Annotated in this window: 24 protein-coding genes and 1 tRNA gene; 5 read left to right on the forward strand and 20 right to left on the reverse strand. The window is 68.5% G+C overall.

Features of this window, described 5'->3' with window-relative positions; genetic code table 11:
* Positions 1-31: 31 nt before the first annotated feature.
* Positions 32-493 carry a hotdog fold thioesterase gene (locus tag ACQCX5_RS03155; RefSeq protein WP_434540520.1) on the forward strand — a complete coding sequence of 154 codons (462 nt, stop codon included), beginning with the start codon at positions 32-34 and terminating at the stop codon, positions 491-493.
* Positions 494-512: 19 nt separating this feature from the next.
* Here ACQCX5_RS03155 and ACQCX5_RS03160 read toward each other — a convergent pair whose 3' ends face one another.
* Positions 513-1,160, reverse strand: a complete 648-nt coding sequence (locus tag ACQCX5_RS03160) for an ANTAR domain-containing response regulator (protein WP_434540521.1) — start codon at positions 1,158-1,160, stop codon at positions 513-515.
* Positions 1,161-1,349: 189 nt separating this feature from the next.
* On the opposite strand from ACQCX5_RS03160, the gene ACQCX5_RS03165 reads away from it, so the two are divergent.
* Positions 1,350-1,435: transfer RNA gene (locus tag ACQCX5_RS03165), tRNA-Leu, on the forward strand.
* Between the two features lie 64 nt (positions 1,436-1,499).
* On the opposite strand, the gene pyk is transcribed toward ACQCX5_RS03165, so the two are convergent.
* The 5 genes from pyk to ACQCX5_RS03190 all read right to left on the reverse strand — a co-directional run bounded on the left by pyk (position 1,500) and on the right by ACQCX5_RS03190 (position 6,021).
* On the reverse strand, positions 1,500-2,921 hold the full coding sequence (gene pyk / locus ACQCX5_RS03170) for a pyruvate kinase (RefSeq protein WP_434540522.1): 1,422 nt from the start codon (positions 2,919-2,921) through the stop codon (positions 1,500-1,502).
* 50 nt (positions 2,922-2,971) lie between these two features.
* Positions 2,972-3,892 carry an RluA family pseudouridine synthase gene (locus tag ACQCX5_RS03175; protein WP_434540523.1) on the reverse strand — a complete coding sequence of 307 codons (921 nt, stop codon included), beginning with the start codon at positions 3,890-3,892 and terminating at the stop codon, positions 2,972-2,974.
* Between the two features lie 3 nt (positions 3,893-3,895).
* Positions 3,896-4,384 (reverse strand): signal peptidase II, encoded by a 489-nt coding sequence (locus ACQCX5_RS03180; protein ID WP_434540721.1) that lies wholly within the window; start codon positions 4,382-4,384, stop codon positions 3,896-3,898.
* A gap of 130 nt (positions 4,385-4,514) precedes the next feature.
* Entirely contained in the window at positions 4,515-4,943 is a 429-nt protein-coding gene (locus tag ACQCX5_RS03185; RefSeq protein ID WP_434540524.1) for a TraR/DksA family transcriptional regulator, read from the reverse strand.
* Between the two features lie 106 nt (positions 4,944-5,049).
* Positions 5,050-6,021: a sugar-binding transcriptional regulator gene (locus ACQCX5_RS03190; protein ID WP_434540525.1), complete on the reverse strand. Its 972-nt coding sequence runs from the start codon at positions 6,019-6,021 to the stop codon at positions 5,050-5,052.
* 70 nt (positions 6,022-6,091) lie between these two features.
* Between ACQCX5_RS03190 and ACQCX5_RS03195 the strand changes: the two genes are divergently transcribed.
* Genes ACQCX5_RS03195 through ACQCX5_RS03205 form a run of 3 tightly spaced genes read left to right on the forward strand, consistent with a single transcriptional unit; the run spans position 6,092 to position 9,321 of the window.
* Positions 6,092-7,609, forward strand: a complete 1,518-nt coding sequence (locus tag ACQCX5_RS03195) for an FGGY family carbohydrate kinase (protein ID WP_434540526.1) — start codon at positions 6,092-6,094, stop codon at positions 7,607-7,609.
* Positions 7,606-8,247, forward strand: coding sequence for a class II aldolase/adducin family protein (locus ACQCX5_RS03200; protein ID WP_434540527.1), 642 nt, complete (start codon positions 7,606-7,608; stop codon positions 8,245-8,247). Before ACQCX5_RS03195 ends, ACQCX5_RS03200 begins: the two co-directional genes overlap by 4 nt.
* 45 nt (positions 8,248-8,292) lie before the next feature.
* Entirely contained in the window at positions 8,293-9,321 is a 1,029-nt protein-coding gene (locus ACQCX5_RS03205) for a 2-hydroxyacid dehydrogenase (RefSeq protein ID WP_434540528.1), read from the forward strand.
* 76 nt (positions 9,322-9,397) lie between these two features.
* On the opposite strand, the gene ACQCX5_RS03210 is transcribed toward ACQCX5_RS03205, so the two are convergent.
* From ACQCX5_RS03210 to ACQCX5_RS03275, 14 genes are all read right to left on the reverse strand, one after another.
* Positions 9,398-10,330 (reverse strand): DivIVA domain-containing protein, encoded by a 933-nt coding sequence (locus ACQCX5_RS03210; RefSeq protein WP_434540529.1) that lies wholly within the window; start codon positions 10,328-10,330, stop codon positions 9,398-9,400.
* 211 nt (positions 10,331-10,541) lie between these two features.
* A complete protein-coding gene (locus ACQCX5_RS03215; RefSeq protein WP_434540530.1) occupies positions 10,542-10,829 on the reverse strand; it encodes a YggT family protein in 288 nt (95 codons plus the stop codon).
* A gap of 39 nt (positions 10,830-10,868) precedes the next feature.
* The gene (locus tag ACQCX5_RS03220) at positions 10,869-11,462 is read right to left on the reverse strand and encodes a cell division protein SepF (RefSeq protein ID WP_434540532.1); all 594 of its coding nucleotides are present in this window, start codon (positions 11,460-11,462) and stop codon (positions 10,869-10,871) included.
* A gap of 69 nt (positions 11,463-11,531) precedes the next feature.
* Positions 11,532-12,308: a polyphenol oxidase family protein gene (locus tag ACQCX5_RS03225; RefSeq protein WP_434540533.1), complete on the reverse strand. Its 777-nt coding sequence runs from the start codon at positions 12,306-12,308 to the stop codon at positions 11,532-11,534.
* Positions 12,309-12,311: 3 nt separating this feature from the next.
* The gene (ftsZ, locus tag ACQCX5_RS03230) at positions 12,312-13,562 is read right to left on the reverse strand and encodes a cell division protein FtsZ (protein ID WP_434540534.1); all 1,251 of its coding nucleotides are present in this window, start codon (positions 13,560-13,562) and stop codon (positions 12,312-12,314) included.
* Positions 13,563-13,707: 145 nt separating this feature from the next.
* Entirely contained in the window at positions 13,708-14,451 is a 744-nt protein-coding gene (locus ACQCX5_RS03235) for a cell division protein FtsQ/DivIB (protein WP_434540535.1), read from the reverse strand.
* Positions 14,448-15,863: a UDP-N-acetylmuramate--L-alanine ligase gene (gene murC, locus ACQCX5_RS03240; RefSeq protein ID WP_434540536.1), complete on the reverse strand. Its 1,416-nt coding sequence runs from the start codon at positions 15,861-15,863 to the stop codon at positions 14,448-14,450. The genes ACQCX5_RS03235 and murC overlap by 4 nt, the downstream gene beginning before the upstream one ends.
* Complete coding sequence (gene murG, locus ACQCX5_RS03245; protein ID WP_434540722.1) at positions 15,863-17,008, reverse strand: undecaprenyldiphospho-muramoylpentapeptide beta-N-acetylglucosaminyltransferase; 1,146 nt, start codon at positions 17,006-17,008, stop codon at positions 15,863-15,865. The genes murC and murG overlap by 1 nt, the downstream gene beginning before the upstream one ends.
* A 72-nt stretch (positions 17,009-17,080) precedes the next feature.
* Positions 17,081-18,268, reverse strand: coding sequence for a putative lipid II flippase FtsW (gene ftsW / locus ACQCX5_RS03250; protein ID WP_434540723.1), 1,188 nt, complete (start codon positions 18,266-18,268; stop codon positions 17,081-17,083).
* A gap of 127 nt (positions 18,269-18,395) precedes the next feature.
* A complete protein-coding gene (gene murD, locus ACQCX5_RS03255) occupies positions 18,396-19,880 on the reverse strand; it encodes a UDP-N-acetylmuramoyl-L-alanine--D-glutamate ligase (RefSeq protein WP_434540537.1) in 1,485 nt (494 codons plus the stop codon).
* Positions 19,862-20,932: a phospho-N-acetylmuramoyl-pentapeptide-transferase gene (gene mraY, locus ACQCX5_RS03260; RefSeq protein WP_434540538.1), complete on the reverse strand. Its 1,071-nt coding sequence runs from the start codon at positions 20,930-20,932 to the stop codon at positions 19,862-19,864. Before mraY ends, murD begins: the two co-directional genes overlap by 19 nt.
* Positions 20,932-22,392, reverse strand: a complete 1,461-nt coding sequence (locus ACQCX5_RS03265; RefSeq protein ID WP_434540539.1) for a UDP-N-acetylmuramoyl-tripeptide--D-alanyl-D-alanine ligase — start codon at positions 22,390-22,392, stop codon at positions 20,932-20,934. The genes mraY and ACQCX5_RS03265 overlap by 1 nt, the downstream gene beginning before the upstream one ends.
* Entirely contained in the window at positions 22,389-23,960 is a 1,572-nt protein-coding gene (locus tag ACQCX5_RS03270) for a UDP-N-acetylmuramoyl-L-alanyl-D-glutamate--2,6-diaminopimelate ligase (RefSeq protein WP_434540540.1), read from the reverse strand. Before ACQCX5_RS03270 ends, ACQCX5_RS03265 begins: the two co-directional genes overlap by 4 nt.
* Complete coding sequence (locus tag ACQCX5_RS03275) at positions 23,957-25,744, reverse strand: peptidoglycan D,D-transpeptidase FtsI family protein (protein ID WP_434540724.1); 1,788 nt, start codon at positions 25,742-25,744, stop codon at positions 23,957-23,959. Before ACQCX5_RS03275 ends, ACQCX5_RS03270 begins: the two co-directional genes overlap by 4 nt.
* Between the last annotated feature and the right edge of the window lie 127 nt (positions 25,745-25,871).

A 25,871-nucleotide genomic window follows, 5' to 3' on the forward strand; every position in this document is an offset into this window, starting at 1 on the left:
ACCTTAGTCGAGCGTCGATAGAGTGGCCGCCATGCTCGCACCAGACCAGCCAGTCGACCCGTCCGTCTTCGACCTGCCGCACGAGCAGCGCATGCCCGAATGGGCGTGGGCGATGTCGTCGGCACTGGACGACCGCATGGGCCTGCAGATTGCCGAGCTGACGGCGCAACGATGCGTCGGCCGCTACCCCGTCGAGGGCAACACCCAGCCGTTCGGGCTGTGGCACGGCGGCGCTTCCGGGGTCGTCATCGAGACCTTGGCCTCATTCGCCGCGAACGCCTATGGCCGCGAGTTCGGCAAGGGCGCGGTCGGCGTCGACCTGACCGCCACCCACCACCGGTCGGTGCGGCACGGCCACGTCACCGGTTATGCCACGCCGCTGCACCTGGGCCGGTCGCTGGTGACCTACCAGGTGCACCTGTACGACGACCGGCGACGGCTGATCGGCAGCGGGCGGCTCACCTGCCACCTGATCAACATCACAGAGGACTGAGGCCCTGGGACAGGCTGGCTCAGCCGAGCTTCTTGCCCTGACGTGCGTGCTCGATGACGCCGTCGGCCACCTCACGCATCGACTTGCGCAGGTCCATGGCAGTCTTCTGGATCCATCGGAAGGCCTCCTGCTCGGTCAGCCCCAGGCCCTGCTGCAGCAGTCCCTTGGCCTGGTCGACGGCCTTGCGTGAGCTCAGCCGGTCCTCCAGGTCGCCAACCTCGTCCTCGAGGGCCCGGATCTCCTGGAAACGACCGATCGCGATCTCGATGGCGGGCACGACGTCAGAGGCGTCGAAGGGTTTGACGACGTAGGCCATGGCGCCGGCCTCGCGCGCACGCTCGACCAGGTCGCGCTGGCTGAACGCGGTCAGCATGACGACGGGGCAGATGCGCTCCTCGGCGATGTGCTCGGCGGCGGTAATGCCGTCCATCTTGGGCATCTTCACGTCCATGACGACCAGGTCGGGTTCGAGTTCGCGCGCCATGGCGAGCGCCTGCTCGCCGTCACCGGCCTGGCCGATCACCTCGTAGCCCTCTTCTTCGAGCAGCTCGACCAGGTCCATGCGGATCAGTGCCTCGTCCTCGGCCACCAGCACACGGGGCCGTCCGCCGCGAGCCTCTTGTGGCTGCGCAGGCTGGGACTGATCTGAGGGGGAGGAAGCGGACACGGTGACTCCTACGAAGTGATGGGCCCAACAAGGGCACCCGACAGTGTGCCAGAAGCAGGCGGCCCCGGTCAGCCCGGGTGGCTCGATACTAGCGCTGCGCGGGCGGGCATGTGGTGGCCAACGGCGGCGAGGACGAAGGCAATGCGGTTCTGTGGCAGAATGACTACGCCTTGAACGGCCAAGCCCCCTGCCCGGGTGGCGGAATGGTATACGCGGACGGCTCAAACCCGTCTGGCTGAAAGGCCTTAGGGGTTCGACTCCCCTCCCGGGCACCACACACGAAGGCCGGACCCCCACGCGGGGGCCCGGCCTTCGACCGTGTGGCGACGCTGCGCTGGGTCAGCTGAGCGCGTCACCGATCTTGTGCACGCGGATCGCGTTCGTGCGGCCGGCGCTGCCCATCGGCGAGCCGTAGACGACGACGATCTTGTCGCCGGTCTGCACGAGGCCCTCGTCCAACATGATCTGCTGGACCGCGGCGAGCATCTCGTTGAAGACCGTGTACTCGTCGGTCACGTACGACTGGAAGCCCCACGACAGCGACAGCTGCTGGGCGGTCGACTCACGCGGGGTGAAGGCCAGCATCGGCGTGGTCGGGCGCAGGCGCGACAGCCGACGGGCAGTGTCGCCCGAGTGGGTGAACGCGACCAGGTACTTGGCCTCGAGTCGCGCAGCAGCCTCGGCGGCCGACTTCGCCATGATGCCGCTGGTGGTGTGCGGCTGCCAGTCGATGCGCTGGATGCGGTCGATGCCGTGTTCCTCGACATTGGTGACGATCTGCGCCATGGTGGTGACGGTTTCGACCGGGTAGTCGCCCACCGAGGTCTCGCCCGACAGCATGACCGCGTCGGTGCCGTCGATGACGGCGTTGGCGACGTCCGAGGCCTCTGCACGGGTCGGGCGCGGGTTGCTGGCCATCGACTCGAGCATCTGGGTGGCCACGATGACGGGCTTGGCCCAGATGCGGGCTGCCTCGACGATGCGCTTCTGCGCAATCGGCACCGATTCGAGCGGCAGTTCGACACCCAGGTCGCCACGGGCCACCATCACGGCGTCGAACTTGTCGATGATGTCCTGCATGTTCTCGATCGCCTGGGGCTTCTCGAGCTTCGCGATGACGGGAAGGCGCACGCCCTCTTCGTCCATGATCTCGTGGGCGCGGTCGATGTCCGAGCCGTTGCGGACGAACGACAGCGCGATCATGTCGACGCCCTGCTTCAGCGCCCACCGCAGGTCGGCTTCGTCCTTCTCGCTCATGGCGGGCACGTTCACGGCCACGCCGGGCAGGTTGATGCCCTTGTTGTTGCTCACATAGCCGGGGACGACGGTCTTGGTCCTGACGTCGGTCGCGGTGACCTCGATGGCCTCGAGCATGACCTTGCCATCATCGATCAGCAGCTTGTCGCCGATCGCGACATCGGCCGGCAGGCCCTTGAAGGTGGTCGAGCAGCGCTCGGCCGTGCCCTCGATGTCGTCGATGGTGATGGTGAACTCCTGGCCCACCTCGAGGAAGTGCTTCTCACCGCCGGCAAACTTGCCCAGGCGAATCTTGGGGCCCTGCAGGTCGGCGAGGATCGCCACCCGCTTGCCGAGCTTCTTGGCGGTGTCACGCACGAGCTGGTAGCGGTTGGCATGCTCGCTGTAGTCGCCATGGCTCATGTTCAGGCGGGCAACGTTCATGCCCGCGTTGATGATTCCTTCCATACGCTCAGGGCTCTCAACCGCAGGCCCCAGCGTGCACACAATCTTTGCTCTACGCACGTGGCAAACCCTAGTCGATCACCCGGGCTGATGACGCCGCGGGGCACACATCACCATGCGCGCACGATGTCCAGTGCACGTTGTAGGTCGTCCGGATACGGCGAGGTGAAGGTGACATACTCCCCCGTGGCCGGGTGCACGAAGCCGAGTTCGGTGGCGTGCAGCCACTGGCGTGCCAGGCCCAGTTTCGCCGCCAGCACCGGGTCGCTGCCGTACAGCGGGTCGCCCACGCACGGGTGCTTGATCGCCGCCATGTGCACCCGGATCTGGTGCGTGCGACCGGTTTCGAGGTGGATGCGCAGCAGCGTGGCCGCCACGAACGCCTCGATGGTCTCGTAGTGGGTCACGGAGTGGCGCCCACCGGCGACGATCGCCATCTTCCAGTCCGAGCCGGGGTGGCGGGCGATGGGTGCGTCAATCGTGCCGTCGAACGGGTCGGGATGCCCCTGGACGAGGGCGTGGTAGGTCTTGTCGACCGTCCGGTCGCGGAACGCCTGCTTCAGCACGGTGTAGGCGTGTTCCGACTTGGCCACGACCATCAGCCCCGACGTGCCGACGTCGAGCCGCTGCACGATGCCCTGCCGTTCGGGCACCCCCGAGGTGGTGATGCGGAATCCTGCCCCGGCAAGGTGTTCAACCACGCTGGGCCCGTCCCAGCCCACCGAGGGGTGCGCTGCCACCCCCACCGGCTTGTCGACCACCACGATGTCGGGGTCGTCATGGACGATGCGCACGCCCTCGACGACCTGCGGCACGACCTGCGCCGTGCGTGCGGGCTGGTCGAGGTCGACCTCGAGCATGGCACCGGCCTCGACGCGGGTCGACGTCTTGTCGACGGTGACCCCGCCCAACGCCACCCCGCCCGCCTCGATCAGCTCGGCGATGCGGCTGCGGGACAGTCCCGTGATGCGGGCGGCTGCGGCGTCCACACGGTCACCGGCCAGCTCGTCGGGCACCAGGAAGACAGCCACCCGTCAGGCCCCCGGGGTCCGGGCGGCCTTTTCACGGCGCCCCTCGAGCAGTGACCAGATGATGACGATGCCCGCTGCCGTCGTCAGGCAGATGTCGGCCACGTTGAAGATGGCGAAGTTGGGTACCGAGAAGAAATCGATGACGTGGCCGCGCAGCGGCCCGGGGGCACGCAGCAGCCGGTCGGTCAGGTTGCCCGCGATGCCTGCCATGGCCAGGCCCAGCACGGCCCCCTGGGCAACGGTCCTGACCCGGGGGGCCAGCCAGACAGCGCAGAACACGAGCGCGGCGATCGCGAGCACCGAGAGCACCTCGGTGAACGCCGCGCCCATCGAGAACGCCGCCCCGGGGTTGCGGATCAGCCGCAGGGTGAGCAGCCCACCCAAGTAGCTGGGCGGGTCGGCGGGGTCGAGATGGCGCACGGCCAGCGCCTTGGTGACCTGGTCGATGGCATAGCCCACGACGAAGACGGCCACCAGGGCACCCCAGACCACGGCCCGGCGCTGTGCGCGGGGACGTGCCGCTTCGTCGGGGCTGTCTGGGGCTTCGGGGGTCTCGGGCTTCTCGGGGTCCACAGGCCCCGAGGCTACCTGTTCTGCGGCAAGGCGTTCGTCGGTCACCGGTTCAGCGACGCTCAGAGCGCTGCTTGCACTGCACGCACATGGTGGCGCGCGGGAAGGCCTGCAGCCGCGCCTTGCCGATCGGCCTGCCACAGCTCTCGCAGAGGCCGTACTTGCCCGCATCCAGCATCTTCAGCGCATGGATGTTCTGGTCGAGCATTTCGCGGGTGTTCGAGGCCAGCGACATCTCCTGGTCGCGTTCGAAGTTGGACGAACCGACGTCAGCCGGGTCGCGCCCGGCGCCATCGGACCCGTCGGCCAGCAGCTCGGCGAGCTCGGCCTCGACCACGGCGATGGCGTTGGTCATGCGTTCGACTTCGCTGACGAGTTCGGCGCGCAGCTCGGCGACCTCCTCAGCCGTCCACGGGTCTTCGCCTTCGCGCACGGGCAGCAGCGCGCCGTCGGGTCCCTGGGCGGACTTGGTGGCGGTCATTGAATGGTCTCCTCGGATGGTGGACTGGCGAAGCCACCCACCGGGGGTGACTTGGATGCAAGATACACCACGTGTCAAGTGCCCGGATCAGAATTTCGCCGCAGGCTCAGCGCAACAGCGCCCTCGCCGTCGCGGAATCCGTGACCAGACCGGTCGCCATGCCCGCAGACAACGCGGTGTACAGCGCTTCGACCTTGCCCTGGCCGTGGGCGAGCAGCAGCCGCTGGGGAACCTGCCGCATGCCGGCCAGGCTGAGCCCGATGACCCGGCGGTCGACATCGCTGTCGACAGGTTGGCCATCGGCGTCGAAGAACCTCGCCGCGATGTCGCCGACGGCGCCGCGCTCGAGCAACTGCGCGCGTTCGTCCTCGCTCACCGAATCGCGCAGCTGACTGGTGGACCAATCGAGCCCACCGACACCGAAGAGCAGCGCGTCGGCGCGCGAGGCCATGTCGAGCGCATCGATCACTTCGGGCAGCGACGACAGCACCCGGGCGAACTCGGCGGACGGCGCGAGCAGGGGTGCTGGGAAGCCGAAGCTGCGCCCATTGAGCCGACGGGCCAGCCGCTGCGCCAGCTCGCCGGGGTTGATGCCCTTCTGCCAACCGCCCCACCCACCCGACATGGGCAGGCAGCTCACCGCCACCTCGGGGGCCTGGTCGCGCTGCGCCACGAGTTGGATGGCCCGCCCGAGTGTTGACGAGAGCCCGATGCCGACCAGCTCGCGGTGCTCCACCACCGCCTCGATGGCCGCGGCGCCGCCGCGGTCGATGGCGAGCTGGGCCTGGTCCTGGTCGGGCAGCGACGGGGCCACCCACACCCGGTCAAGGCCGAAGCGTTGCTGCAGGCGGGCGATCAGGTCTGCGAAGGGTTCGTCCGGGCCATTGATCGAGATCTCGACCACACCCGTCGCCCTGGCCTGGGCGAGCAGCCGCGTGACCTTGACCCGCGACAACCCGAGCTCGGCGGCGATCTGCTGGTGGGTCAGGCCGTGCTCGTAATAGAGCCGGGCGACGTCGACCAGGGTGCGGTCGGCCGGTGCGGTCGTCGTCCCAGCAGGTGGTTCATTGTTGAACATGTGTACATGTTAACCGAACCGATGTACAGTTGCTGGCATCACGTCCCAGAACACAGACAAGGAAGTCGTCATGGACAAGGTTGTTGTCGGCGTCGACGCAGGCACCACGGCAGTAAAGGCCGTCGTCTTCTCGACCAAGGGTGAGATCCTGCTCACCGCCCACCGCGGTGTGCCAGTCGAGTACGGCAAGAAGGGTGAGGCCGAACAGGACCTCAACGCCATCTGGCAGGCCGTGCGCGAATGCCTCACCGAGGTGACCGGCCAGCTCGCCGACGAGCAGGTCATCGGCGTCGGGCTGACTGGCCAGGGCGACGGCGCCTGGCTGCTCGACAAGCAGCAGCAGCCGCTGCAGAAGGCCGCGATCTGGATGGACGGCCGCGCCGGCAGGCGCGTGCAGGAATGGCAGGATGGCGGCCAGGGCCGGCGGGTGCTCGATGTCACCGGCACGACCATCTTCCCCGCACTGGCACCGGTGCTTCTCTCTGAGTTCGCCGACCAGGACCCGGGCTTCCTCGACTCGATCGGCACCACGTTCCACTGCAAGGACTGGATCCGCTACCAGCTCACCGGCGAACTCGCCACCGACTACACCGAGGCGTCGCGGCTGTTCTTCGACGTGCACAGCGGCGAGGGCCACAACGCCCAGCTGGCCGCCGACCTTGGGCTCGAGAAGGTGCTCGGCACCCTGCCCACGGTGCTGCCCGCCGAGGCGTCGGGGGGCACCGTGTCCGAGGCGGCCGCGGCCGCCACAGGTCTGCCCGCCGGCATCCCCGTGGCCGTCGGCATGATCGACGTCGCCGTCACGGGCCCGGGGCTGGGCGCCATCGACGATGGCGACGCCTGGCTGATCCTGGGCACCACCGGCTTCATCGGCACCCTGCTGGGTTCGGTCGACGAGCGCCGCTCGGAGCTGTCGATGGTGCTGGCCACCGGCCGCGACAAGCAGGTGCTCGAGTTCCTGGCCCCGATGACCGGCACCCCCAACCTCGACTGGATCCGCAACACCCTCGGCTTCGAGGACTGGTCGGTGGCCGAGACCGAGGCCCGCTCGGTGCGCCCCGGCAGCGGCGGCGTCGTCTACCTGCCCTACGCCTCCCCCGACGGCGAGCGTGCCCCCTTCCTCGACCCCAGTGCATCGGCCTCGTGGCTCGGCATGAGCATCAGCACCAAGCCTGCGCAGATCCTGCGCAGCGTCTACGAAGGCGTCTCGTTCTCGCTCGTGGAGTGCGCTGAGGTGCTGAAGATCGACGGTGACCTCGTCGTCTCGGGCGGCGGGTTCCGCTCTGACCTGATCTGCGAGATGCTCGCCGACACCACCGGCCAGCGCGTGATCCGCCAGGACGCCCCGGAGGCCGGCGCCCGCGGTGCCGCCACGCTCGCCCTGGTCGCCAGTGGCGCCGCGTCCGATGTCAAGGACGCCGCTTCGATGATGGTCACCTCGACCTCGTCATTCGAGCCGAACCCCGCCAATCACGACGTCTACCGCAAGGCCTACGACGTCTACCGCACCAGCCGCGACGCGCTGCGCCCGGCCTGGCCGGCGATGCGTGACCTGCGGGCCGCCTCGGACGAGCAGGACCAGGCATGAGCACCGACCAGCAGACCAGTAACCAGCAGCGCATCGCCTCGCTGGTCCATGTCGCCGGTGATGCCGTCCGGCAGGGGCTGGTGCTGGCCTCGGGCGGCAACCTGTCGCACCGCCTCGAGGACGGCACCGTGGCAGTCAGCGGCAAGGGCACGTGGCTCGACCGGCTCGACGTCGACCAGTTCGCGATCCTGTCGCCGGACGGCACCCCCGTTTCGGGGCCCACGCCGTCCAGTGAATGGAAGCTGCACACCTCGATCTATGAGGCCCGGCCCGATGCGCAGGCGATCATCCACATCCACCCGCAGTTCACGCTGCTGCTGACCGCACTCGGCCACAAGGTGCGCTTCATCACCCAGGACCACGCGTTCTACGTCGGCAGCTACGGGTACACGAAGTACTACACCAACGGGTCGGACGAGCTCGCCGAGACCGCCGCCGACCAACTGCGCGACGGCACCCATGACGTCGTCGTGCTGGGCAACCACGGTATCGCCGCGCTGGGTGACAGCATCGAGTCCGCATACCGCAAGGCGCTGAACATGGAAGAGGCGGCGAAGCTCACCTACCACGCCCTGCTGCTGGGCGACCAGGACACGGTCTTCCCACCCGAAGAGCTCGCGAAGCTGCACCACCACTGAACCTTGAGACCTGAGAGAACTTGACACCTGTGAGAAGGAGACACCATGAAGATCCTGTTGCAAGGTGACGGCTTCGTCCTGCCCGAGATCCTGCAGACGGCCATCGACGAGCAGCACATTGACGCCGAGACCATCCAGACCGCGAACTCCTGGCCGGTGACACCGATGCAGGACATCGGCGGTGTGCGCGAGGCCAATGGCGACGAGGACGAGCTGATCGCAGCACTGCAGGGCGCCGACGTGCTGTTCACGCACTCGGCGCCGGTCACCCGCAAGGTGTTGGACGCCTGCCCGGACCTGAAGCTGGTGGTGATCTGCCGCGGTGGGCCGGTGAATGCCGACGTCGCCGCCGCCACCGAACGGGGCGTGCTCGTCTGCAACACCCCGGGGCGCAATGCCAATGCCACCACCGAGCACTCGCTGGCCATGATCCTGGCCGCAGCTCGCCAGCTGGCACAGCGTGACGCCGAGCTGAAGGCCGGCCAGTGGCGCGGCGACTACTACCGCTACGACGTCGTCAGCCCCGAGCTGTTCGGCTCGACCGTGGGGCTGGTCGGGTATGGCGCCATCGGTCGGCGCGTGGCGAAGGTGCTGGTGGCCATCGGCGCCCAGGTGCTGGTCTATGACCCGTACCTGTCCGAGCAACTGCCCGAGGGCATCACCCAGGTCGACGAGCTGGACGACCTGCTGCGCCAGAGCACCGTCGTGAGCATCCATGCCCGGGCCACCAACGAGAACGTGGGCCTGATCGGCGCCCGCGAGATCGCGCTGATGCCCCGGGGTTCAGTGTTGGTCAACTGTGCCCGCCCATCGCTGCTCGACTATGACGCGCTGTGTGATGCGCTCGACTCGGGCCACCTGTACGCCGCCGGCTGCGATGTGCTGCCGGCCGAGCCGCTGCCGCCGGACCACCGGCTGCTGCGCACGCCGAACATCACGGTGACCCCGCACCTGGCCGGGGCCAGCAAGTCGGCGGCGTGGATCGCGGCCCGCCTGGGTGCGGCAGACATCGCGGCATGGGCGCGCGGTGGGCGGCCGCAGCACGTCGTCAATCCCGAGGTGCTGGACCGGTAACCAGCCGGGTCCACGCAACGCCCGAGGGGCGCAGGTCTTCGTCAAGACCTGCGCCCCTCGGCGTGTGGACCGTTGTTCAGTTCTTGTGCGCCAGCAGCGCGTCGAGCCGCGGGGTGGCCGACTTGCCACGCTCGTCCCCCAGCAGGTTCGGCAGGTCGCCAGGCTCGAACTGGTCGTTGTCGACGGCGTCGGCCTGGCCACGCAGGAAGCCGGTGAGCTTGGAGCGGAAGTCCTGCTCGAAGCCGCGCAGACGGTCGACCTTGCCCTGGAACTCTTCGCGCTCCTTCTCGAGGGTCGAGAACAGTTCGGAACGACGGTTGGTGGCATCGACGTCGACCTGGTCGGCCCGCTCCTTGGCCTCACGGGCCAGCTTGTCGGCATGCTCCTTGGCAGCGTTCTCGATGCGCTCGGCCTCGGCGCGGGCACTGTCGGTGGTCTCCTTGGCGACGCGCTCGGCCTCCTGGCGCTTGCGTTCGGCCTCGGCCTCGGCCTCGGTCACCACGTTCTCGGCCTGCTCGGTCGCCAACTGCACAAGTCGGATGACCACGGGGCTGGCCTGCTCAGAGGTGCTGACCTCGATGCGCTCGACATTGCCCGAGGCGACCGCTACCGGGCGGACACTGGTCTGCTGGCGGGCCTGCTCGAGCTCGCCGCCCAGCTGGCGCTCGCGCTCACGCAACCGCTCGACCTCGGCGCGCAGCTCGGCATCATCGGCGGCGACACCCGGCGCGGCGGCCTGCTGCTGACGGGCCTCGGCCAGTTCGGCGCGCAGCCGCTCGACCTCCTGACGCAGCTCGGCATCGGCCTGGCTGTTCTGCGGCGCGTTCGCGGAGTCGTTGTTCAACGCCTCCATCTGGGCCTTCAGGCGCTCGTTCTCCTCGAGCAGCGAGGTGAACGTGAGGTCGACCTTGTCCACGAAGTCGTCCACCTCGCCAGCGCGATAACCATCGGTTCCGCGGCGGGCGATCGGGAAGCGGATTGCGCGCACCTCGCTGAGGCTCAGTGTCATGTCTTCTCCAAGTTCAGGGCTGCAGGGCCGACAATTTCGGCGGCTCCGCGAGCGGACAGCAGGGTTTCCACCACGACGTGTGCCACTGGCGGATCGGATTCAGGCTACCGCAGCCATGCGTGACGGGCCAGAACGAGGGGGCGATTCGGCACTCCGAACCCTTGACCCGTGCTTGAGGCCACGACCGGGGGCCGCGTTCAGCACGCCGCAATCAGAAGTACGCCAACACCAGGCGCTGGGTGACCAGCAGGGTGATCCAGGCACAGATGAACCCGAGCGAAATGCTCACCTGTCCGAAGCGCAGCGCCGGCAGCCAGCGGTCATAGAAGCGGATGAGCGGGTCAGTGACGGTGTAGACGGCCTCGAACGCCACCAGCGCCAGACCGCGCGGCGTGAACCCCGGGCTCAGCAGCGGGACGAAGGACATCACCATGCGCACGAAGAAGAGGAACATGTACACCTCGAGGGCGATGCCGAGCACCCAACCCACTGTTCCCACTTGCACTCCTCGACTCGTGCCGCGAGCCGGGCCGCCGGCTCAGCTCTGGTTGAAGAACCCGCCCGAGGCAATGCGCTGTTTGTCCTCTGCCGTGACTTTCACGTTGGGCGGCGAGAGCAGGAAGACCCGGCTCGTCACACGCTCAATGCTGCCACGAAGTCCAAAGATCAGTCCCGCGCCGAAGTCGACGAGACGCTTGGCGTCGGCGTCGTCCATCTCGGTGAGGTTCATGATGACAGGCACACCGTCACGGAAGTGCTCCCCGATGATCCGCGCCTCGTTGTAGGTGCGCGGGTGCACCGTGATGATGCGGCTCAGGTCGGCGGTGATGGGGGTCTGCGCCACGGGGGCGTGGGCGGCGGGTTCGTCCACCTCGACCGGCTCCTCTTCGATGTGTTCCACGGGTCGATGTTCACCAGCACGATGTTCCACAGCACGCGGACGGGTGCGCACGGCGGGCGTCGGCGCCTCGTGCTCGTGACCCTGTTTGCGGGAACGGTGGATGGGGGTGACGGTGGAGGGTTCGTCCTCGTCGTAGACCTGTTCGGTGTACTCGTCATCGACGGGATCGCTGGCGTAGCGGTCGTCGGCCACGAGCCCGAACCATGCCGCAGCCTTCCTGATTGCCGACATTGCTCCCCTTCCAACGGTGTCGCCACCACGCTAGTCCGTGACCCCGACCAAAGCCCTGAGTGACACGCACTAGGCAGGACGAGGCAGCCACACCAGCCCCGCCATGCGGCCGGCAGCCCCGCCATCGCGGCGGTGTGAATGCAGGTCGGGCGAGGTGATGGTGCACGGGTCGAGCCGCAGGGGTTCGACCCCCAGCTCGACCAATTGCAGTTCGGCACCGATGCCCAGGTCGAGCGAGGGGGTGCCCCAGCTTGTCGTCGAGAGGATCTCGGGGTGCTGCGCCGCCACGTCGTCGGCCATCTGCTGCGGCACCTCGTAGCAGTCCCCGCACACATGCGGCCCGATCCAGGCCACGATCTCACGGGCACCAAGGCCGCGCATGGCCTCGACGGTGTTGACGAGTACGCCCTGCAGAAACCCGACACGGCCCGCATGCGCGGCGCCGACCACCCCGGCGGTGAAGTCGGCCAGCATCACGGGCACGCAGTCCGCGACCCGGATGCACAGCGCAACGTCGGGCAGGGTGGTGACCATGGCATCGGCCACCGGCAGCGACGCCTCCCCTGCAGGGGCGCCCAGGTGCGACCGCGGGCCCCAGCCTTCCATCAGGTCGGCATCGACATGCAGCACGTCCGGGCCGTGCACCTGGCTGGTGGCGACCACCGAACGCACGCCGACAGCGCGGCGCACACGCTCGAAATTGGTCTCGACATCGCTGACGTCGGTGGCGTCGGTGCGGCCAAGGTTCAGGGTGCCGACATCAGCCGGCGACACTCCCCCGTGGCGGTCGGTGAACGCCACACCCACACCCTGGTTGGCGCTGGGTTCAAGCAGGAACCGGAACACGCGTCACATCACGAACGGCGGCACGTCCAGGTCGTCGTCCTCGTCGCGCTGCGGCTGCTGCTGCGGACGCGGCCGCTGGACGTTCTCACGCTGGAAGCCGCTGTCGCGCTGGACAGTGTCCTCGCTGCGCCCCTGCTGGCCGAATGCACCCTGCTGGCCGAATGCACCCTGCTGCTGAGGTCCACGCTGGGCCACCTCGGCCGCCGAGCCACCCTGCGGCGCCGCGGCTTGCTGCTGCACACCGGGCTGGCGGGACTGTTGCGGCATGCGCGTTTGCAGGCCGGCGTTGGTGCGCAGCGGGGGCTGGCCGCCATCGAAGCCGGCGGCGATGACCGTGACCCGCACCTCGTCGCCCAGCGAATCGTCAATGACGGTGCCGAAGATGATGTTGGCCTCGTCGTGGGCTGATTCCTCGATCAGCTGGGCTGCGGCCGAGACCTCGAACAGGCCAAGGTCCGAACCACCTGCGATCGAGAGCAGCACGCCGTGGGCGCCGTCGATGCTGGCTTCGAGCAGCGGCGAACTGATCGCCATCTCGGCTGCGGCGCGGGCGCGGTCCTCGCCGCGGGCCGAGCCGATGCCCATCAGCGCCGAACCGGCATCCTTCATGATCGACTTCACGTCGGCGAAGTCGAGGTTGATCAGGCCGGGGGTGGTGATCAGGTCGGTGATGCCCGAGACGCCCTGCAGCAGCACGGTGTCGGCCTGCTTGAAAGCATCAAGGATGGCGACCTGGTGGTCGGTCATCGCGAGCAGCTTGTCATTCGGGATGACGATGAGGGTGTCGACCTCTTCGCGCAGCCGCGCGATGCCCTCTTCGGCCTGGTTCGAGCGGCGCTTGCCCTCGAAACTGAACGGGCGGGTCACAACACCAATGGTCAGTGCGCCGAGCGAGCGCGCGATCTTGGCCACCACGGGCGCGCCACCGGTGCCGGTGCCACCACCCTCGCCCGCCGTCACGAAGACCATGTCGGCGCCCTTGAGTGCCGCCTCGATCTCGTCGGAGTGGTCGTCGGCCGCCTGCCGTCCCTTGTCGGGGTCGGCACCGGCGCCAAGGCCACGGGTCAGGTCGCGACCGACGTCGAGCTTGACGTCCGCGTCGCTCATCAGCAGCGCCTGTGCGTCGGTGTTGATCGCGATGAACTCGACGCCCTTCAGGCCAGCCTCGATCATGCGGTTGACTGCGTTGACACCGCCTCCGCCGACACCGACAACCTTGATCACCGCCAGGTAGTTCTGGGATGCACTGGCCATTCGTTCCCGCCTCACTCCATCGATTGCTGCTGCACCCACGGTGCCCGGGTTCCGTGCAAGCCTATGGAGTGGCCTTTTGGCATGTCCATTAGCGCCACGCCGAACCCTCAGGGTCTCAACCACAGGTCGAGGGTGTGGCCAAGGTTCACCTGGACGTGGGATTGGCAGGTGAACTCACATCGTAGACGGTGGCCTTGACGCCGAGCATCGCGGTGGCCACCTGGGCCTTGGTCGTCGACTGCGCGGACGAGCCCCAGATCACGGTCTGGCCCTTGTCGAGCACCAGGGTGATGTTGTCGGGGCTGGTGGCGGTGATCTTCTGCACACGGCTGCGCAGCGCTGGGGTCAACGAGGCCTGGACGGTGGCCAGGTCGGTGAGCAACCGTCGGTCGTCCGGGGCCTCGACCACGACCAGACCCGCTCGCGCCTTCGTGGCTTGGTGGAAGACGACACCCTTCGCGTCCGACCAGTAGAAGGTGCCGCCCACGCGGCGTTGCAGCACGGGGGTGCGCTCGGTGACGAGGATGGCGATGGTGTTCGGCCAGCGCCGCTCGACCCGCACGCTCTCGACGGCCGGCATGGCCGCAACCCGCGTGGCGATGTCGTCGGTGTTGACCCGGATGAGCGGGGTGCGCATCGGTACCCGGGCCTGGCCGCGCACCCCCGCGACGGTGGTCACGTCCGTGCCCTCGACCTCGACCGACGTGGCCGACAGCACCGGCGAGAACCCGACCAGCCACACCGCCACGGCGAGCAGCACCGCGATGCCGGCCGCGATCGCGCCACGCACCAGGACGCGTCGACGTGCCTGCTGGCGTTTGCGCTGACGGGCGATGCCGGCATCGGCGATGCCTGCAGGCAGACGCCCCTGGCGCCCGGCGGGGCTCACCGCGTGGCCTGCCTCAGCTGGGCTACCAGCAGCGGGCCGACCAGCGTCACGTCACCGGCCCCGAGCGTCATCACCAGGTCGCCGGGGCGGGCCACGTCGGCGATCCGGGCGGGCAGGTCAAGCTTGTCGGGCACATAGGTGACCGTGGCACCGTGGGCCAGGGCGGCGTCGACGACCAATTGCCCGGTGACCCCCTTGACGGGGTCTTCGCGCGCAGCATAGATGTCGGTGACGAAGCCCAGGTCGGCCAGCGCCAGCGCATCGCCGAACTCGTCGCGGAACTCCTGCGTGCGGCTGAACAGGTGCGGTTGGAAGCAGGCGATGAGTCGTCCACCGTCGGGCACTGCCCGACGCGCGGCCGTGAGCGCCGCCCGCAGCTCGGTCGGGTGGTGGGCATAGTCGTCATAGATCGCGATGCCGTTGACGGTGTCGACCAGTTGGAAGCGGCGCAGCGTGCCCGTGAAGCTGCGGGCACCCCGCAGCAGCGCCTCGTGGTCGAGGCCGAGGATGCGTCCAACGGCATAGGCGGCCGCGGCGTTCTCGAGGTTGTACTTGCCCGGCACCTGCAACTGCAGCCGCACGGACTGCCCCTCGAAGCTGAGCGATGCCGCGGCGTGCGTGCCCTCGAAGTCGAGGTCGCTGAGCACGACGTCGGCGGCCTCGGTGGTGCCATAGGTGATCACCTGCAAACCGCGGCCGCGCATGCGGTGGGCCAACTCGAGGGCACCCGGGTCGTCAACGCCGGCCACCAGCGCCTCGACCCCCTGCTGCGAGGCGAACTGCTCGAAGCCGCGCAGGTAGGCCTGCGGGGTGGCCCAGTTGTCCAGGTGGTCGGCCTCGACATTGGTGACCACGGCGATGCGGGTGGGGTACTGCAGAAAGCTGCCGTCCGATTCGTCGGCCTCGACGACGAACGCCTCGCCCTTGCCCAGATGTGCGCTGGTGCCGCTGGCGGCCAGCGGCGAGCCGATCACATAGCTGGGGTCGGCACCGGCAGCAGTGAGCATGACCGCGGTCATGCCGGTGGTGGTGGTCTTGCCGTGGGTGCCGGCGATCGAGATACCGACCCGCCCGTGCATCAACGCCGCCAGGGCCGCCGAACGGTGCAGCACGCGCAGCCCACGACGACGCGCCTCGATGAGTTCGGGGTTGGTCTCGCGGATCGCCGACGAGACGACCACCGTGTCGGCATCACCCACCTGTTCGGCGGCATGCCCCACGAACGTGGGGATGCCCGCACGGGTCAGTTGCTGCAAGGTGACCGAGTCGATCTGGTCCGACCCGGTGACGGTCACCCCGAGCTCGTGGAACAGCCGGGCGATGCCGCTCATCCCAGCACCACCGATGGCGATGAAGTGCACCTTGCCCAATTGGTCGGCCGGTGGCACCTGCACAGGTGCGCGCAATCCCATCAGAATCCCCGTCCCTTCGTTGCGTGTGCCTTCGCGCCGAGCGGCTGCGCGGCCGCGATCACCAGGCCCGCCAGGTCGTCGGCGGCCGTCGCGCTCATCAGCGAGCGCCCGGCACGGGCCATGCGTGCCAGTTCGTCAGGATTGGTCACCAGCGGTGCGACGACGTCGAGCAACCGCTGCCGGTCGAGTTCGGCATCAGGCACCAGCACCGCACCACCTGCGGCGACCAGGGCAGTGGCGTTGCGTGCCTGCTCACCGTTGCCGTGCGGCAGGGGGACGAACACACCGGGCAGGCCCACGACCGCCGTCTCGACCACGGTGCCAGCGCCGGAGCGACCGACCATCAGGTCTGCCGCGGCATAGGCGACGTGCATCTGGTCGACATAGGCCACGGGCACGTACCGGGCCCCCGTGGCCTCGTCCCGCACCTCGACATGCTGGTCGGTGAAATTCTTGCGGCCCCAGACGTGCAGCACCTGCACACCATCGGCCAGCAACCCGTCCCGGGCGGTGACCAGCGCGGTGTTGATGCTGCGGGCACCCTGCGAGCCGCCGCTGACCAGCAGCGTGGGCCGGTCTGCGTCCAGTCCCAGCATGGCGCGGGCCTCGTCACGCGTGGGTCGTCCCTCGCGGGCGAGGGCCTGGATCTCGGTGCGCACCGGCAGGCCGATGAACCTGGCCTTCGGCAGCGGCGTGTCCGGAAAGGTCGTCGCCACGACGGCCGCGAAACGCGCGGCCACCTTGTTGGCGAGCCCGGGAATGGCGTTCTGCTCGTGGATGACGACGGGGATGCGCAGCCTGCGGGCGGCGAGATAGGCCGGCAGCGAGACGTACCCGCCAAACCCGACGACCACCTCGGCGCCCCGGTCGTGAAGGATCTTGCGGGCCTGGTTGACGGCCCGGTTCAACCGCACGGGCACCAAGGCCTGGTCGAGCCCGGGCTTGCGCGGCATCGGCACCGGGTCGACGAGGTCGAGCGCGAGGCCCGCCTGTGGGATGACCGTGGTCTCGAGGCCCTTGGGGGTGCCGATGCAACTGAGTTCGACATCAGTCAGCCGCTGGAGCGCCTGCGCAGTGGCGATCAGGGGCGACGTGTGCCCTGCCGTGCCGCCCCCGGCGAGTACGACGCGCAGCGCCTGCGACATGTTCATCCTCCCGTGGTCCGCGAGTAGCGCCAGCCTGCGGCCACACGCAGACCCAAACCTACCCGGACGGGGTCAATTACGGGAGGAGGCGCGGCCGCGCTGCACCACGGTCGTCACCTTCGGCCCCGGCGCCTGGTCCTTGCTGCGGGCGCGGACGGCACCGGGCTCGTGCCGGGCACAGCACATCAGCAGCCCCGCGGCCAACAGGTTCGCCAGCAACGCCGAGCCACCCACCGAGATGAACGGCAGCGGCACGCCGACGACCGGCAGCAGCTTCATGGCCACGCTGATGTTCACGATGGCCTGGAACAGCAGCCAACTGGTCACTCCCCCGGCCAGCACGCGGTAGAACAGCGATGAGGACCGCAGGGCAATGCGGAACCCGGCGAACCCGAGCAAGGTGAACAGGGCGATCACCAGCAGGGTGCCGAGCAGGCCCATCTCTTCGCCGATCACCGCGAAGACGAAGTCATTCTGGGCGCCGTCATACAGACCGCCCCACTTCTGTTTGGACGCCCCGAGCCCCTGCCCGAACCACCCACCGGAGGCCAGTGCGTAGATGGCCGACAGCGGCTGCTGCGAGACCGACAGGTCATCGGCGGGCGGCGGGTTGAGGAACAGCATGATGCGGTGCATGCGGTTCTCACTCGAGACGACCAGCAGTCCCACCACGGCAATGGCAGCGGTGACCAGACCGCCCAGCACCACCCAGGGTGTCCCCACGACCCACAACAACAGGAACACGATGGCCACCATGATCATGCCGGTGCCCAGGTCACCCTGCAGCAACACCAGCAGCGTCACCAGTCCGGCCCCGGGCAGCATCGGCACCAGCAGGTGCTTGGGCTGGTCAAGCACCTTCTGCTTCATCGAGAACACCGACGCCACCCAGAGGATCACGGCGACCTTGGCGAACTCGGACGGCTGCAGGCTGATCGGCCCCAGTTCGAGCCAGGCACGGTTGCCCTTGATGTCAAGGCCCAGCGGGGTGAAGACCAGCACGAGCAACACGACGGCGAGCATCATGCCGGCCCAGCTCAACGGCTTCAGCACACGTTCGTTGAGCCTGGCCAGCACGATCGCCGCGGGCACGCCCAGGGCCAGGAAGATCAGCTGGCGGATCGCGTAGTAGTAGGCACCGTCACCATTGGCCTGCGCATAGACCGACGAGGACGACAGGCTCATCAACAGACCGATGCCCACGAGGATGGCGACCGAGGTCACCACCATCCACAGGTCGGAGTTGGGGTGGTGCAGCACCTGCTGCACCCAGGCGGGTGCGCGGCCGGCGCGGGCCCGGCGGGCTGACTTCGAACGGCTGGTGGTGGCGGGGGTCCTCGTGCGCGCCTGGATGGTCATCGGGTGCGGTCCCCCTTCGTCCGTTCTCTCAGTTGGTGCCCGGAATGCCGGCCCGCACAGCTGCGGCGAAGTCGTCGCCGCGGGCGTCATACCCGGTCCACATGTCCCTGCTGGCACATCCCGGCGCCAGCAGCACCGTGTCACCGGGCTGCGCGAGGTTGGCGGCCTCCGCGACGGCCTGCACCATGGCTCCAGTGTCGCCGGAATCGATGAGGATCACCGGGACGTGCGGCGCGTGTCGGGCAAGTGCATCGGCCACCACCTGGCGATCGACGCCGAGCAGCACGGCGCCCCGCAGCCGCTCGGCGTGGGCGATGACCAGGTCGTCGAAGCTCACGCCCTTGGCCTGCCCGCCGGCGATCCAGACCACCTTCTCGAAGGCGCGCAGCGACGAGTTCGCGGCATGGGGGTTCGTGGCCTTGGAATCGTCCACCCAGGTGATGCCGTCGTGGGTGGCCACGGTCTCGATGCGGTGCCCGCCCAGGTGCAGTCGCTGCAGGCCCTCGGCGACCGCGGCCGCGGGCACACCGAAACTGCGCGCGAGGGCTGCCGCGGCCAGGGCATTCTCGACGTTGTGGGGGGCGTTGGGCACGACGTCGGCCACCTTGGCCAGTTCGAGGGCCGAGCTCTGCCGTTGGGTGATGAAGGCCCGGTCGACGATCAGGTCGTCGACCACCCCCACCATTGACGGGCCGGGGATACCGAGCGTGAACCCGATCGCACGGGCGCCGTCGACGACGTCGGCCTCTTCGACCATCTTCTCGGTGGCCTCGTCGGCGACGTTGTACACGCAGGCGTGGCGCACCTGGTGGTAGATCCGGGCCTTGTCAGCGGCGTAGGCCGCGAACGGGTCGGCTTCGTGGGCATACCACTCGAGGTGGTCGTCGTGCAGGTTGAGCACGGCCGCCGAGTGCAGTTCGAGTGAGGGCGACCAGTGCAGTTGGAAGCTCGACAGTTCGACGGCGAACACGTCGTAGTCGACCTCGTCGTTGATGGCCTCGAGCACCGGACGACCGATGTTGCCCACGCAGGCGACCTTGAGCCCGGCCGCCAGCAGCATCGACTCGAGCATCTGGGTGGTGGTGGTCTTGCCGTTGGTGCCCGTCGCCCCCAGCCAGGGCACCACCTTGTCGGGGTGCATGAATCGCCAGGCCAGCTCGGTTTCTCCCCAGACCGGGATGCCACGGGCCGCCGCCTGGGCGAGCAGTGGTGCGACCGGGCGCCAACCGGGCGAGGTGACGACCAGGTCGACGTCTTCGGGCAGTGTCGCGGTGGCGCCGGGGCCGATCGTGACCTCGGCGTCGAGCAGTTCGAGCAGCTGCTTCTTCTCGCGGTTGGCCTCGGAATCGTCCTCGTCGAACACCCGCACGTGCGCGCGCTGTTCGAGCAGGGCATCTGCAGCGGCGAACCCCGACCGTCCGAGCCCGGCCACGACCACACGGGCCTCATGCCACGGCGAGGTGCGGTCCGCCCCGTCCAACCAGTCACGCACGCTCATTGACCACTCACCCATTCGCCGTAGAAGAGCCCGAGGCCCACGGCCACGAACAGTCCGCAGATGATCCAGAACCGGATCGTGACGGTGACCTCGGCCCAACCCTTCAACTCGAAGTGGTGGTGCAGGGGCGCCATCTTGAAGATGCGTTTGCCCTTGGTGATCTTGAAATAGCTGACCTGCATCATCACCGACAGCGTCTCGATCACGAACAGGCCACCCAGGATCACGAGCAGCAGTTCGGTGCGGCTGGTGATGGCCAGGCCCGCCAGCGCGGCGCCGATCGCCAGCGAGCCGGTGTCACCGATGAAGATCTTGGCGGGCTTGGCATTCCACCACAGGAAGCCGAAGCATGCCCCGGCGAGCGCCATGGCCACCACCGCCAGGTCGTAGGGGTCGCGCACGTCATAGCAGAGGGGTCCTGCCGTGGCGGTGATGCCGCAGTACTGGTTGTACTGCCAGATGTTGACGATCGCATAGGCCGCGAAGACCATCGATGCCGACCCTGCCAGCAGTCCGTCGAGGCCGTCGGTCAGGTTCGTGGCGTTCGAGAATCCGGCGATCAGGAAGATGATCCAGACCACGGCCACGATGAACGGCAGTTGCAGCCAGCTGATGTCACGCAGGAACGAGATCGCCGTCGACGCCGGGGTCACACCGCGCTCGTCGGGGAACAGGAGCGCCCCCACGGCGAACGTGATGGCCACGACGGCCTGGCCGATGAGCTTTCCGGCCGGGGTCAGGCCGAGCGAACGCTCGTGGCGGATCTTGGTGAAGTCGTCCAGGAAACCGATGAAGCCCATGCCCGCGAACAACCACAGCACGAGGATCGCCGAGAGGCTCAGCGGGCTCCACGTGATCAGGTGCGCGACCAGGTAGGCCGCCACGGTCGAGATCACCACGACGATGCCGCCCATCGTGGGCGTGCCTCGTTTGGTGTTGTGTGACGTCGGCCCGTCGTCACGGATGAATTGGCCGTAGCCCCGCTTGACCAGCACCCCGATCAACACGCGGGTGCCCAACAGCGTTCCGGCCAGGGCCAGAGCGCCTGCGAGCAGGATGTTCAGCATCAGCGTGCCTCCTGGTGGCTGGGGTCGCTCGAGAGCAGGGCTGCAGCAACCTTGTCGAGTGCCAGACCCCGGGACGCCTTGACGAGCACAACGTCCTGTGCGCCCAAGGGTATCGAGGACGCCTCGTGCAGGGTCACAATGTGGGTGATCACGCCATGCGCGGCGGCGCCGTCTGCCAGCTGCTGCGCGAACTCGCCAACGGCCCACAGCTCGTCGACCCCGGCCCGGGCGGCCAGCTCACCGACGCGATGGTGGCGTGCCGCAGCATCGTCGCCGAGTTCGAGCATGTCACCGAGTACGGCCAGCACCCGGGTGTCCGGCAGCTGCTGTCGACGCGCGGCACCGATGTCCGAGAGCGCGGCCAGCGCGGCCGCCATCGAATCGGGGTTCGCGTTGTAGCTGTCGTTGATGATGGCCGCGCCGTCAGCGCGCTGCTGCAATTGCATGCGCCACGGTGACCGGTGCTCGAGATTGTTGAGGGACGACGCCACCGCGGCGGGCGCGAGCCCTGCGGCGAGCGCGGCGGCCGCTGCGGCGACGGCATTGGCCACCTGGTGGCCCCCGATCAGGGCCAGACCGACCGGCAGCCTGACGTCGTCGGCCCCCGGGGCCTTGACCACCATCATGAAACTGTGGTGACCGAGGTCGTCGTGGGTGATCTCGTCGGCCGTCACGAGCAGTCCGGCACCGTCGGGCAGGCTGGCCGACGCATCCAGGCTGAACCATGCCAGCCGTGCTCGGGTGCGATGCTGCATGGCGGCGACATGCGTGTCGTCGAGGTTGAGCACGGCCCAGCCTTCCGGGCCGAGCCCCTCGACGAGCTCACCCTTGGCCGCCGCGATGCCCTCGACCGAACCGAATTCGCCCAGGTGTGCGGTGCCGACGTTGAGCACGAGCGAGATGTCGGGGTGCACCAGCGAGCACAGCCACGCGATGTGGCCGATCCCCCGTGCCCCCATTTCGCTGACCAGGTAGCGGGTCTGGTCATCGACTCGGCAGGCGGTCAGCGGTACGCCGATCTCGTTGTTGAACGAACCGACCGGGGCGACCGTCGTGCCGGCATCCTCGAGCACCTGGGCGAGCATGTCCTTGGTGCTGGTCTTGCCCGACGAGCCGGTCACGGCCAGCACCAGCAGGCCCGAGCCATGGGCGTCGGCCACCACGGCCTCGGCGAGCCGGCTCAGTCCCGCGACGCCGTCATCGACGATGATCTGCGCGAGCCCGGGGTGCCCGCGCATGTGCTGCTCGCTCGTGACCAGCGCCGCAGCAGCGCCGTTCGCGGCGGCGACACCGACATAGTCATGGCCGTCGACATGGTCGCCGGGGAGGGCCACGAACAGGGCACCGGGCGTGACCCTGCGCGAGTCGATGACGACGTCGGGGCCCACCGCTGCGGCGACGTCCCCGACGAGACGACCGGTCACGGTGCGGGCCACCCACTCAGCTGAACGTGTCCTCATTGCCGACCCTCGTCCCCATTCGCGACCATGGCGTGATTTCCCACCAGCGTGGCCCACTCGTCGCGAACCACCTGGACATCGTCGAATTCAATCACGGTGTCGCCGACCTGCTGGCCCTGCTCATGCCCCTTGCCCAGGACCATCACCACGTCTTCAGGACCGGCCAACGACAGCGCACGTCGAATGGCCTCGCGGCGCCCACCGACCTCGACCACCTCGGCGCGGCCCAGCCCAGTGGCGCCTGCGGCCACGGCCGCACGGATCACCGCCGGGTTTTCGGTGCGCGGGTTGTCATCGGTCACCACGACGACATCAGCGCCCCGGGCAGCCGCGCGACCCATGAGTGGTCGTTTCTCGGCATCCCGGTCACCACCGGCACCCAGCACCACCAGCGTGCGTCCGGGGGTGGTCACGGCCCCCAATGCCTCGTCCACGGCCTGGGGGGTGTGGGCAAAGTCAACGATCACGACCGGGGCAGCGCCCGGCAGGTCGACCCGTTGCATACGCCCGGGCACACTGGCATGGCGCAGGCCCCGGGAGGCCACGACGGCGTCGAGACCGGCGGCGTGCACCATGGCCAGCGCCAGCGCGGCATTGGTGACGTTGTAGTCACCGGGCAGGGGCAGGCTGAACTCCAGTCGCTGGCCGTCCATGTCAAGGCGCACCCGCTGCACGCCGGGGTGCTCGGGGTCGGTTTCGGCGCCCAGGATGCGCACATCGGCCTCGCGGGCGCGTCCCACCGTCGTCAACGGCCGATCCGTGACCAGCCCGGCCAGCTTGCGGCCCCAGTCGTCGTCGATGCAGACCACCGCATGACGGGCCCCGGCGCCGGTCAGCGCGTCACCGGTGAACAGCGAGGCCTTGGCCGCGAAGTAGTCGTCCATGTCGGCGTGGAAATCGAGGTGGTCGCGCCCCAGCATCGTGAAGCCAGCCACCGCGAACTCCGTGCCGGCGACCCGCGACAGGGCCAGGGCATGCGACGAGACCTCCATCGCAATGGCCTGGGCGCCCCGCTCGACCATGGTGGCGAACAGGTGCTGCAGGTCGGGCGCCTCGGGGGTCGTGACCGTCGAGGTCGACCAGTCGAGCTGGTGGCCGTCGAGCCGGAACCCGAGCGTGCCGACCGTGCCGACGACCAGGCCCAGCTCGGCCAGTGCCGCCTCGATCAGGAACGTGGTGGTGGTCTTGCCGTTGGTGCCGGTCACCGCGAACATCGGCACCTGGCGCGACGGGTGCCCGTGGAACGCCTGGGACACCGCCGCCATCGCCTGCCGGGGACGGTCGCTGATGAGCACCGGCACACCCGCAGCGGCGGCAAGGGCAGCACCGTCGGGATCGGTCAGCACGGCGACGGCACCCTGGTCGACGGCCTGGGCGCTGAACCGGGCCCCATGGGTGCGGGCACCCGGCATCGCCAGGTAGAGCCAGCCCGGCCGCACGCGACGCGAATCAAATGTCAGCCCGGCGATGGCCGGGTCCGGCAGCCCGTCGTCAACGGCGATACCCGCCGCCCTGGCGAGGGCATGCAGCGTGTGCGGTGGGTGGTCATCAGGGTGCGAAAGTGTCACGGTGTGTACTCGAGCGGGGTCTTCGGCGCGGGGGTGGTCGACGGCGCGATGCCATAGCGCGGCAGCGCCAGACCCAGGATCTGATTGGCCACCGGCAGCGCAAGCGCCGAACCGTCGCTGCCCTTGGTGGGCTGGTCAATCATCACATAGACCAGCAACTGCGGGTCGTCCGCCGGGGCAACTCCGACATAGCTGGCGGTGTAGCCGCGGTAGCAACCACACGTGGCATCGACGCGCTGCGCCGTCCCGGTCTTGCCCGCCACCCGGTAGTTCGGGATCGCGCGCTTGTCGTCCTTGGTGACGACGCTCTCCATCATCGTGAGCACCATCTGTGACGCCTCGGACGAGATCACCCGGCGCGGCTCGGCGGTGGGCGTCGGCGACAGGTTGCCGTCAGTGCCCGAGGCCTTGATGAGCCGCGGGGCGTTGTAGACACCATCGTTGGCCACGGCGGCGATGGCGGCCGCCATCTGGATGGCGGTGACGCTCAGGCCCTGGCCGAACACGATCTGGTCGAAGGAGTAGTCGGGCATGTCGCTCTTGGGCACGAAGCCCGACGACTCGGCCGGCAGCCCGACGTTCGACTTCTTGCCGAGCCCGAAGCCGGCGTAATAGTTGGTCAGTGTGGCCTTGTCCATCTGGCGGCTCAGCAGCACGGTGCCGATGTTGGACGAGTTCGCCAGCACCCCGGCGCCGGTCAGGTAGATGGTGCCGTGCGGGAACGCATCCTTCAGCTTGCCGTCACCCGAGGCCAGCGAGGCGGGCACCTCGACCTTGGTGGTCGGGGTGACCAGTCCCTTGTCAGCCAGCGCCGCGAAGGTGAGGACCTTCTGCACCGAACCGGGCTCGTACGGGGCACTGGCGGCGGTGTTGCCCAGGTTGGCGGCATCGGCCTTGTGTGGTGCGTTCGAGTCGAAGCTCGGCGAGGTCGACAGCGCCAGCAGCTCACCCGTCTTGACGTTCATGACCACGGCAATGCCGTTCTTGGCACCGGCGCGGCTGATGCCTGCACTGAGTGCCTGGTTGGCCACGAGCTGCATCTCGGAATCAATGGTCAGCTGGTAGTTCGTGCCGTTGGTGGCCTTGATGAGCGTGCTGTTGCCGAGCGGGATGCGCCCGTTCGCAGACGTGTCGTAGACCTCTTTGCCGTAGGTGCCGGTCAGCTGCTTGTTGAGCGCGTATTCCAGCCCGCCGGCGCCGACGGCGCGCTGCGTCTGGTCATCCTTGCCCATGAACCCGACGATGTTGGCCGCCACATCACCTGACGGGTAGTAGCGGATCGGGTCGTCCTCTTTGTAGAGGCCGAACCAGTTGTCGTTGGCGAGGTCGGCCCGTATCTGCTCGTAGGTGTAGGCGGGCACCTGGGCAGCGATGACCGAGTAGTGCTTCAACGAGGTGTCGGTGAGCTTCGGCAGGTAGTCCCCGGGCTTGCCGCCCAGGTGCTTGACCAGCACGTCGGCGATCGCCCCGGGGGCCGCCTTGGCCTTCGCACGCTGCTTCGGCCCCATGTCGACGGACGTGTCGACGCCGTTGCGTTCGATCATCAATGGGTCGGCGATGATGCGCACTGCGGGTTCGGACGACGCCAGCACCACACCGTTGCGGTCGGTGAAGGCGCCCCGCTGCGGGATGAGTTCGCGCGAGGCGCTCATCTGAGCCGCAGCCTGGGCGGCATAGGCCCGGGCATCGAAGGCCTGCAGCAGGAAGGCTCGGCCACCGAGCAGCCCCATGATCAGGCCCATCGCAGCGAGCATGGCGATGATGCGCGTCGACTGCTTCTTCAGCGGGATCCGGGTCGCGGTCCTGTAGACCTTGGGACGGCTCGCATCCAGGCGGGCGGAACGTGCTGATTGGGACCGTGCCGACTGGGACCGTGCCGACTGGGACCGTGCGGGTCGGCGAGTCACAGCC

Source organism: Aestuariimicrobium sp. G57 (assembly GCF_050110855.1).
GTDB lineage: Bacteria > Actinomycetota > Actinomycetes > Propionibacteriales > Propionibacteriaceae > Aestuariimicrobium.

What these genes read in the sequence shown, in the direction of transcription:
- ACQCX5_RS03155 (WP_434540520.1), top strand. Translation starts at nt 32, where the DNA reads ATGCTCGCACCAGACCAGCCAGTCGACCCGTCCGTCTTCGACCTGCCG.
- ACQCX5_RS03185 (WP_434540524.1), bottom strand. Translation starts at nt 4,943, where the DNA reads ATGACCGCCACCAAGTCCGCCCAGGGACCCGACGGCGCGCTGCTGCCC.
- ACQCX5_RS03190 (WP_434540525.1), bottom strand. Translation starts at nt 6,021, where the DNA reads ATGTTCAACAATGAACCACCTGCTGGGACGACGACCGCACCGGCCGAC.
- ACQCX5_RS03195 (WP_434540526.1), top strand. Translation starts at nt 6,092, where the DNA reads ATGGACAAGGTTGTTGTCGGCGTCGACGCAGGCACCACGGCAGTAAAG.
- ACQCX5_RS03200 (WP_434540527.1), top strand. Translation starts at nt 7,606, where the DNA reads ATGAGCACCGACCAGCAGACCAGTAACCAGCAGCGCATCGCCTCGCTG.
- ACQCX5_RS03205 (WP_434540528.1), top strand. Translation starts at nt 8,293, where the DNA reads ATGAAGATCCTGTTGCAAGGTGACGGCTTCGTCCTGCCCGAGATCCTG.
- ACQCX5_RS03210 (WP_434540529.1), bottom strand. Translation starts at nt 10,330, where the DNA reads ATGACACTGAGCCTCAGCGAGGTGCGCGCAATCCGCTTCCCGATCGCC.
- ACQCX5_RS03220 (WP_434540532.1), bottom strand. Translation starts at nt 11,462, where the DNA reads ATGTCGGCAATCAGGAAGGCTGCGGCATGGTTCGGGCTCGTGGCCGAC.
- ftsZ (WP_434540534.1), bottom strand. Translation starts at nt 13,562, where the DNA reads ATGGCCAGTGCATCCCAGAACTACCTGGCGGTGATCAAGGTTGTCGGT.
- murC (WP_434540536.1), bottom strand. Translation starts at nt 15,863, where the DNA reads ATGGGATTGCGCGCACCTGTGCAGGTGCCACCGGCCGACCAATTGGGC.
- murG (WP_434540722.1), bottom strand. Translation starts at nt 17,008, where the DNA reads ATGTCGCAGGCGCTGCGCGTCGTACTCGCCGGGGGCGGCACGGCAGGG.
- murD (WP_434540537.1), bottom strand. Translation starts at nt 19,880, where the DNA reads ATGGGTGAGTGGTCAATGAGCGTGCGTGACTGGTTGGACGGGGCGGAC.
- mraY (WP_434540538.1), bottom strand. Translation starts at nt 20,932, where the DNA reads ATGCTGAACATCCTGCTCGCAGGCGCTCTGGCCCTGGCCGGAACGCTG.
- ACQCX5_RS03265 (WP_434540539.1), bottom strand. Translation starts at nt 22,392, where the DNA reads ATGAGGACACGTTCAGCTGAGTGGGTGGCCCGCACCGTGACCGGTCGT.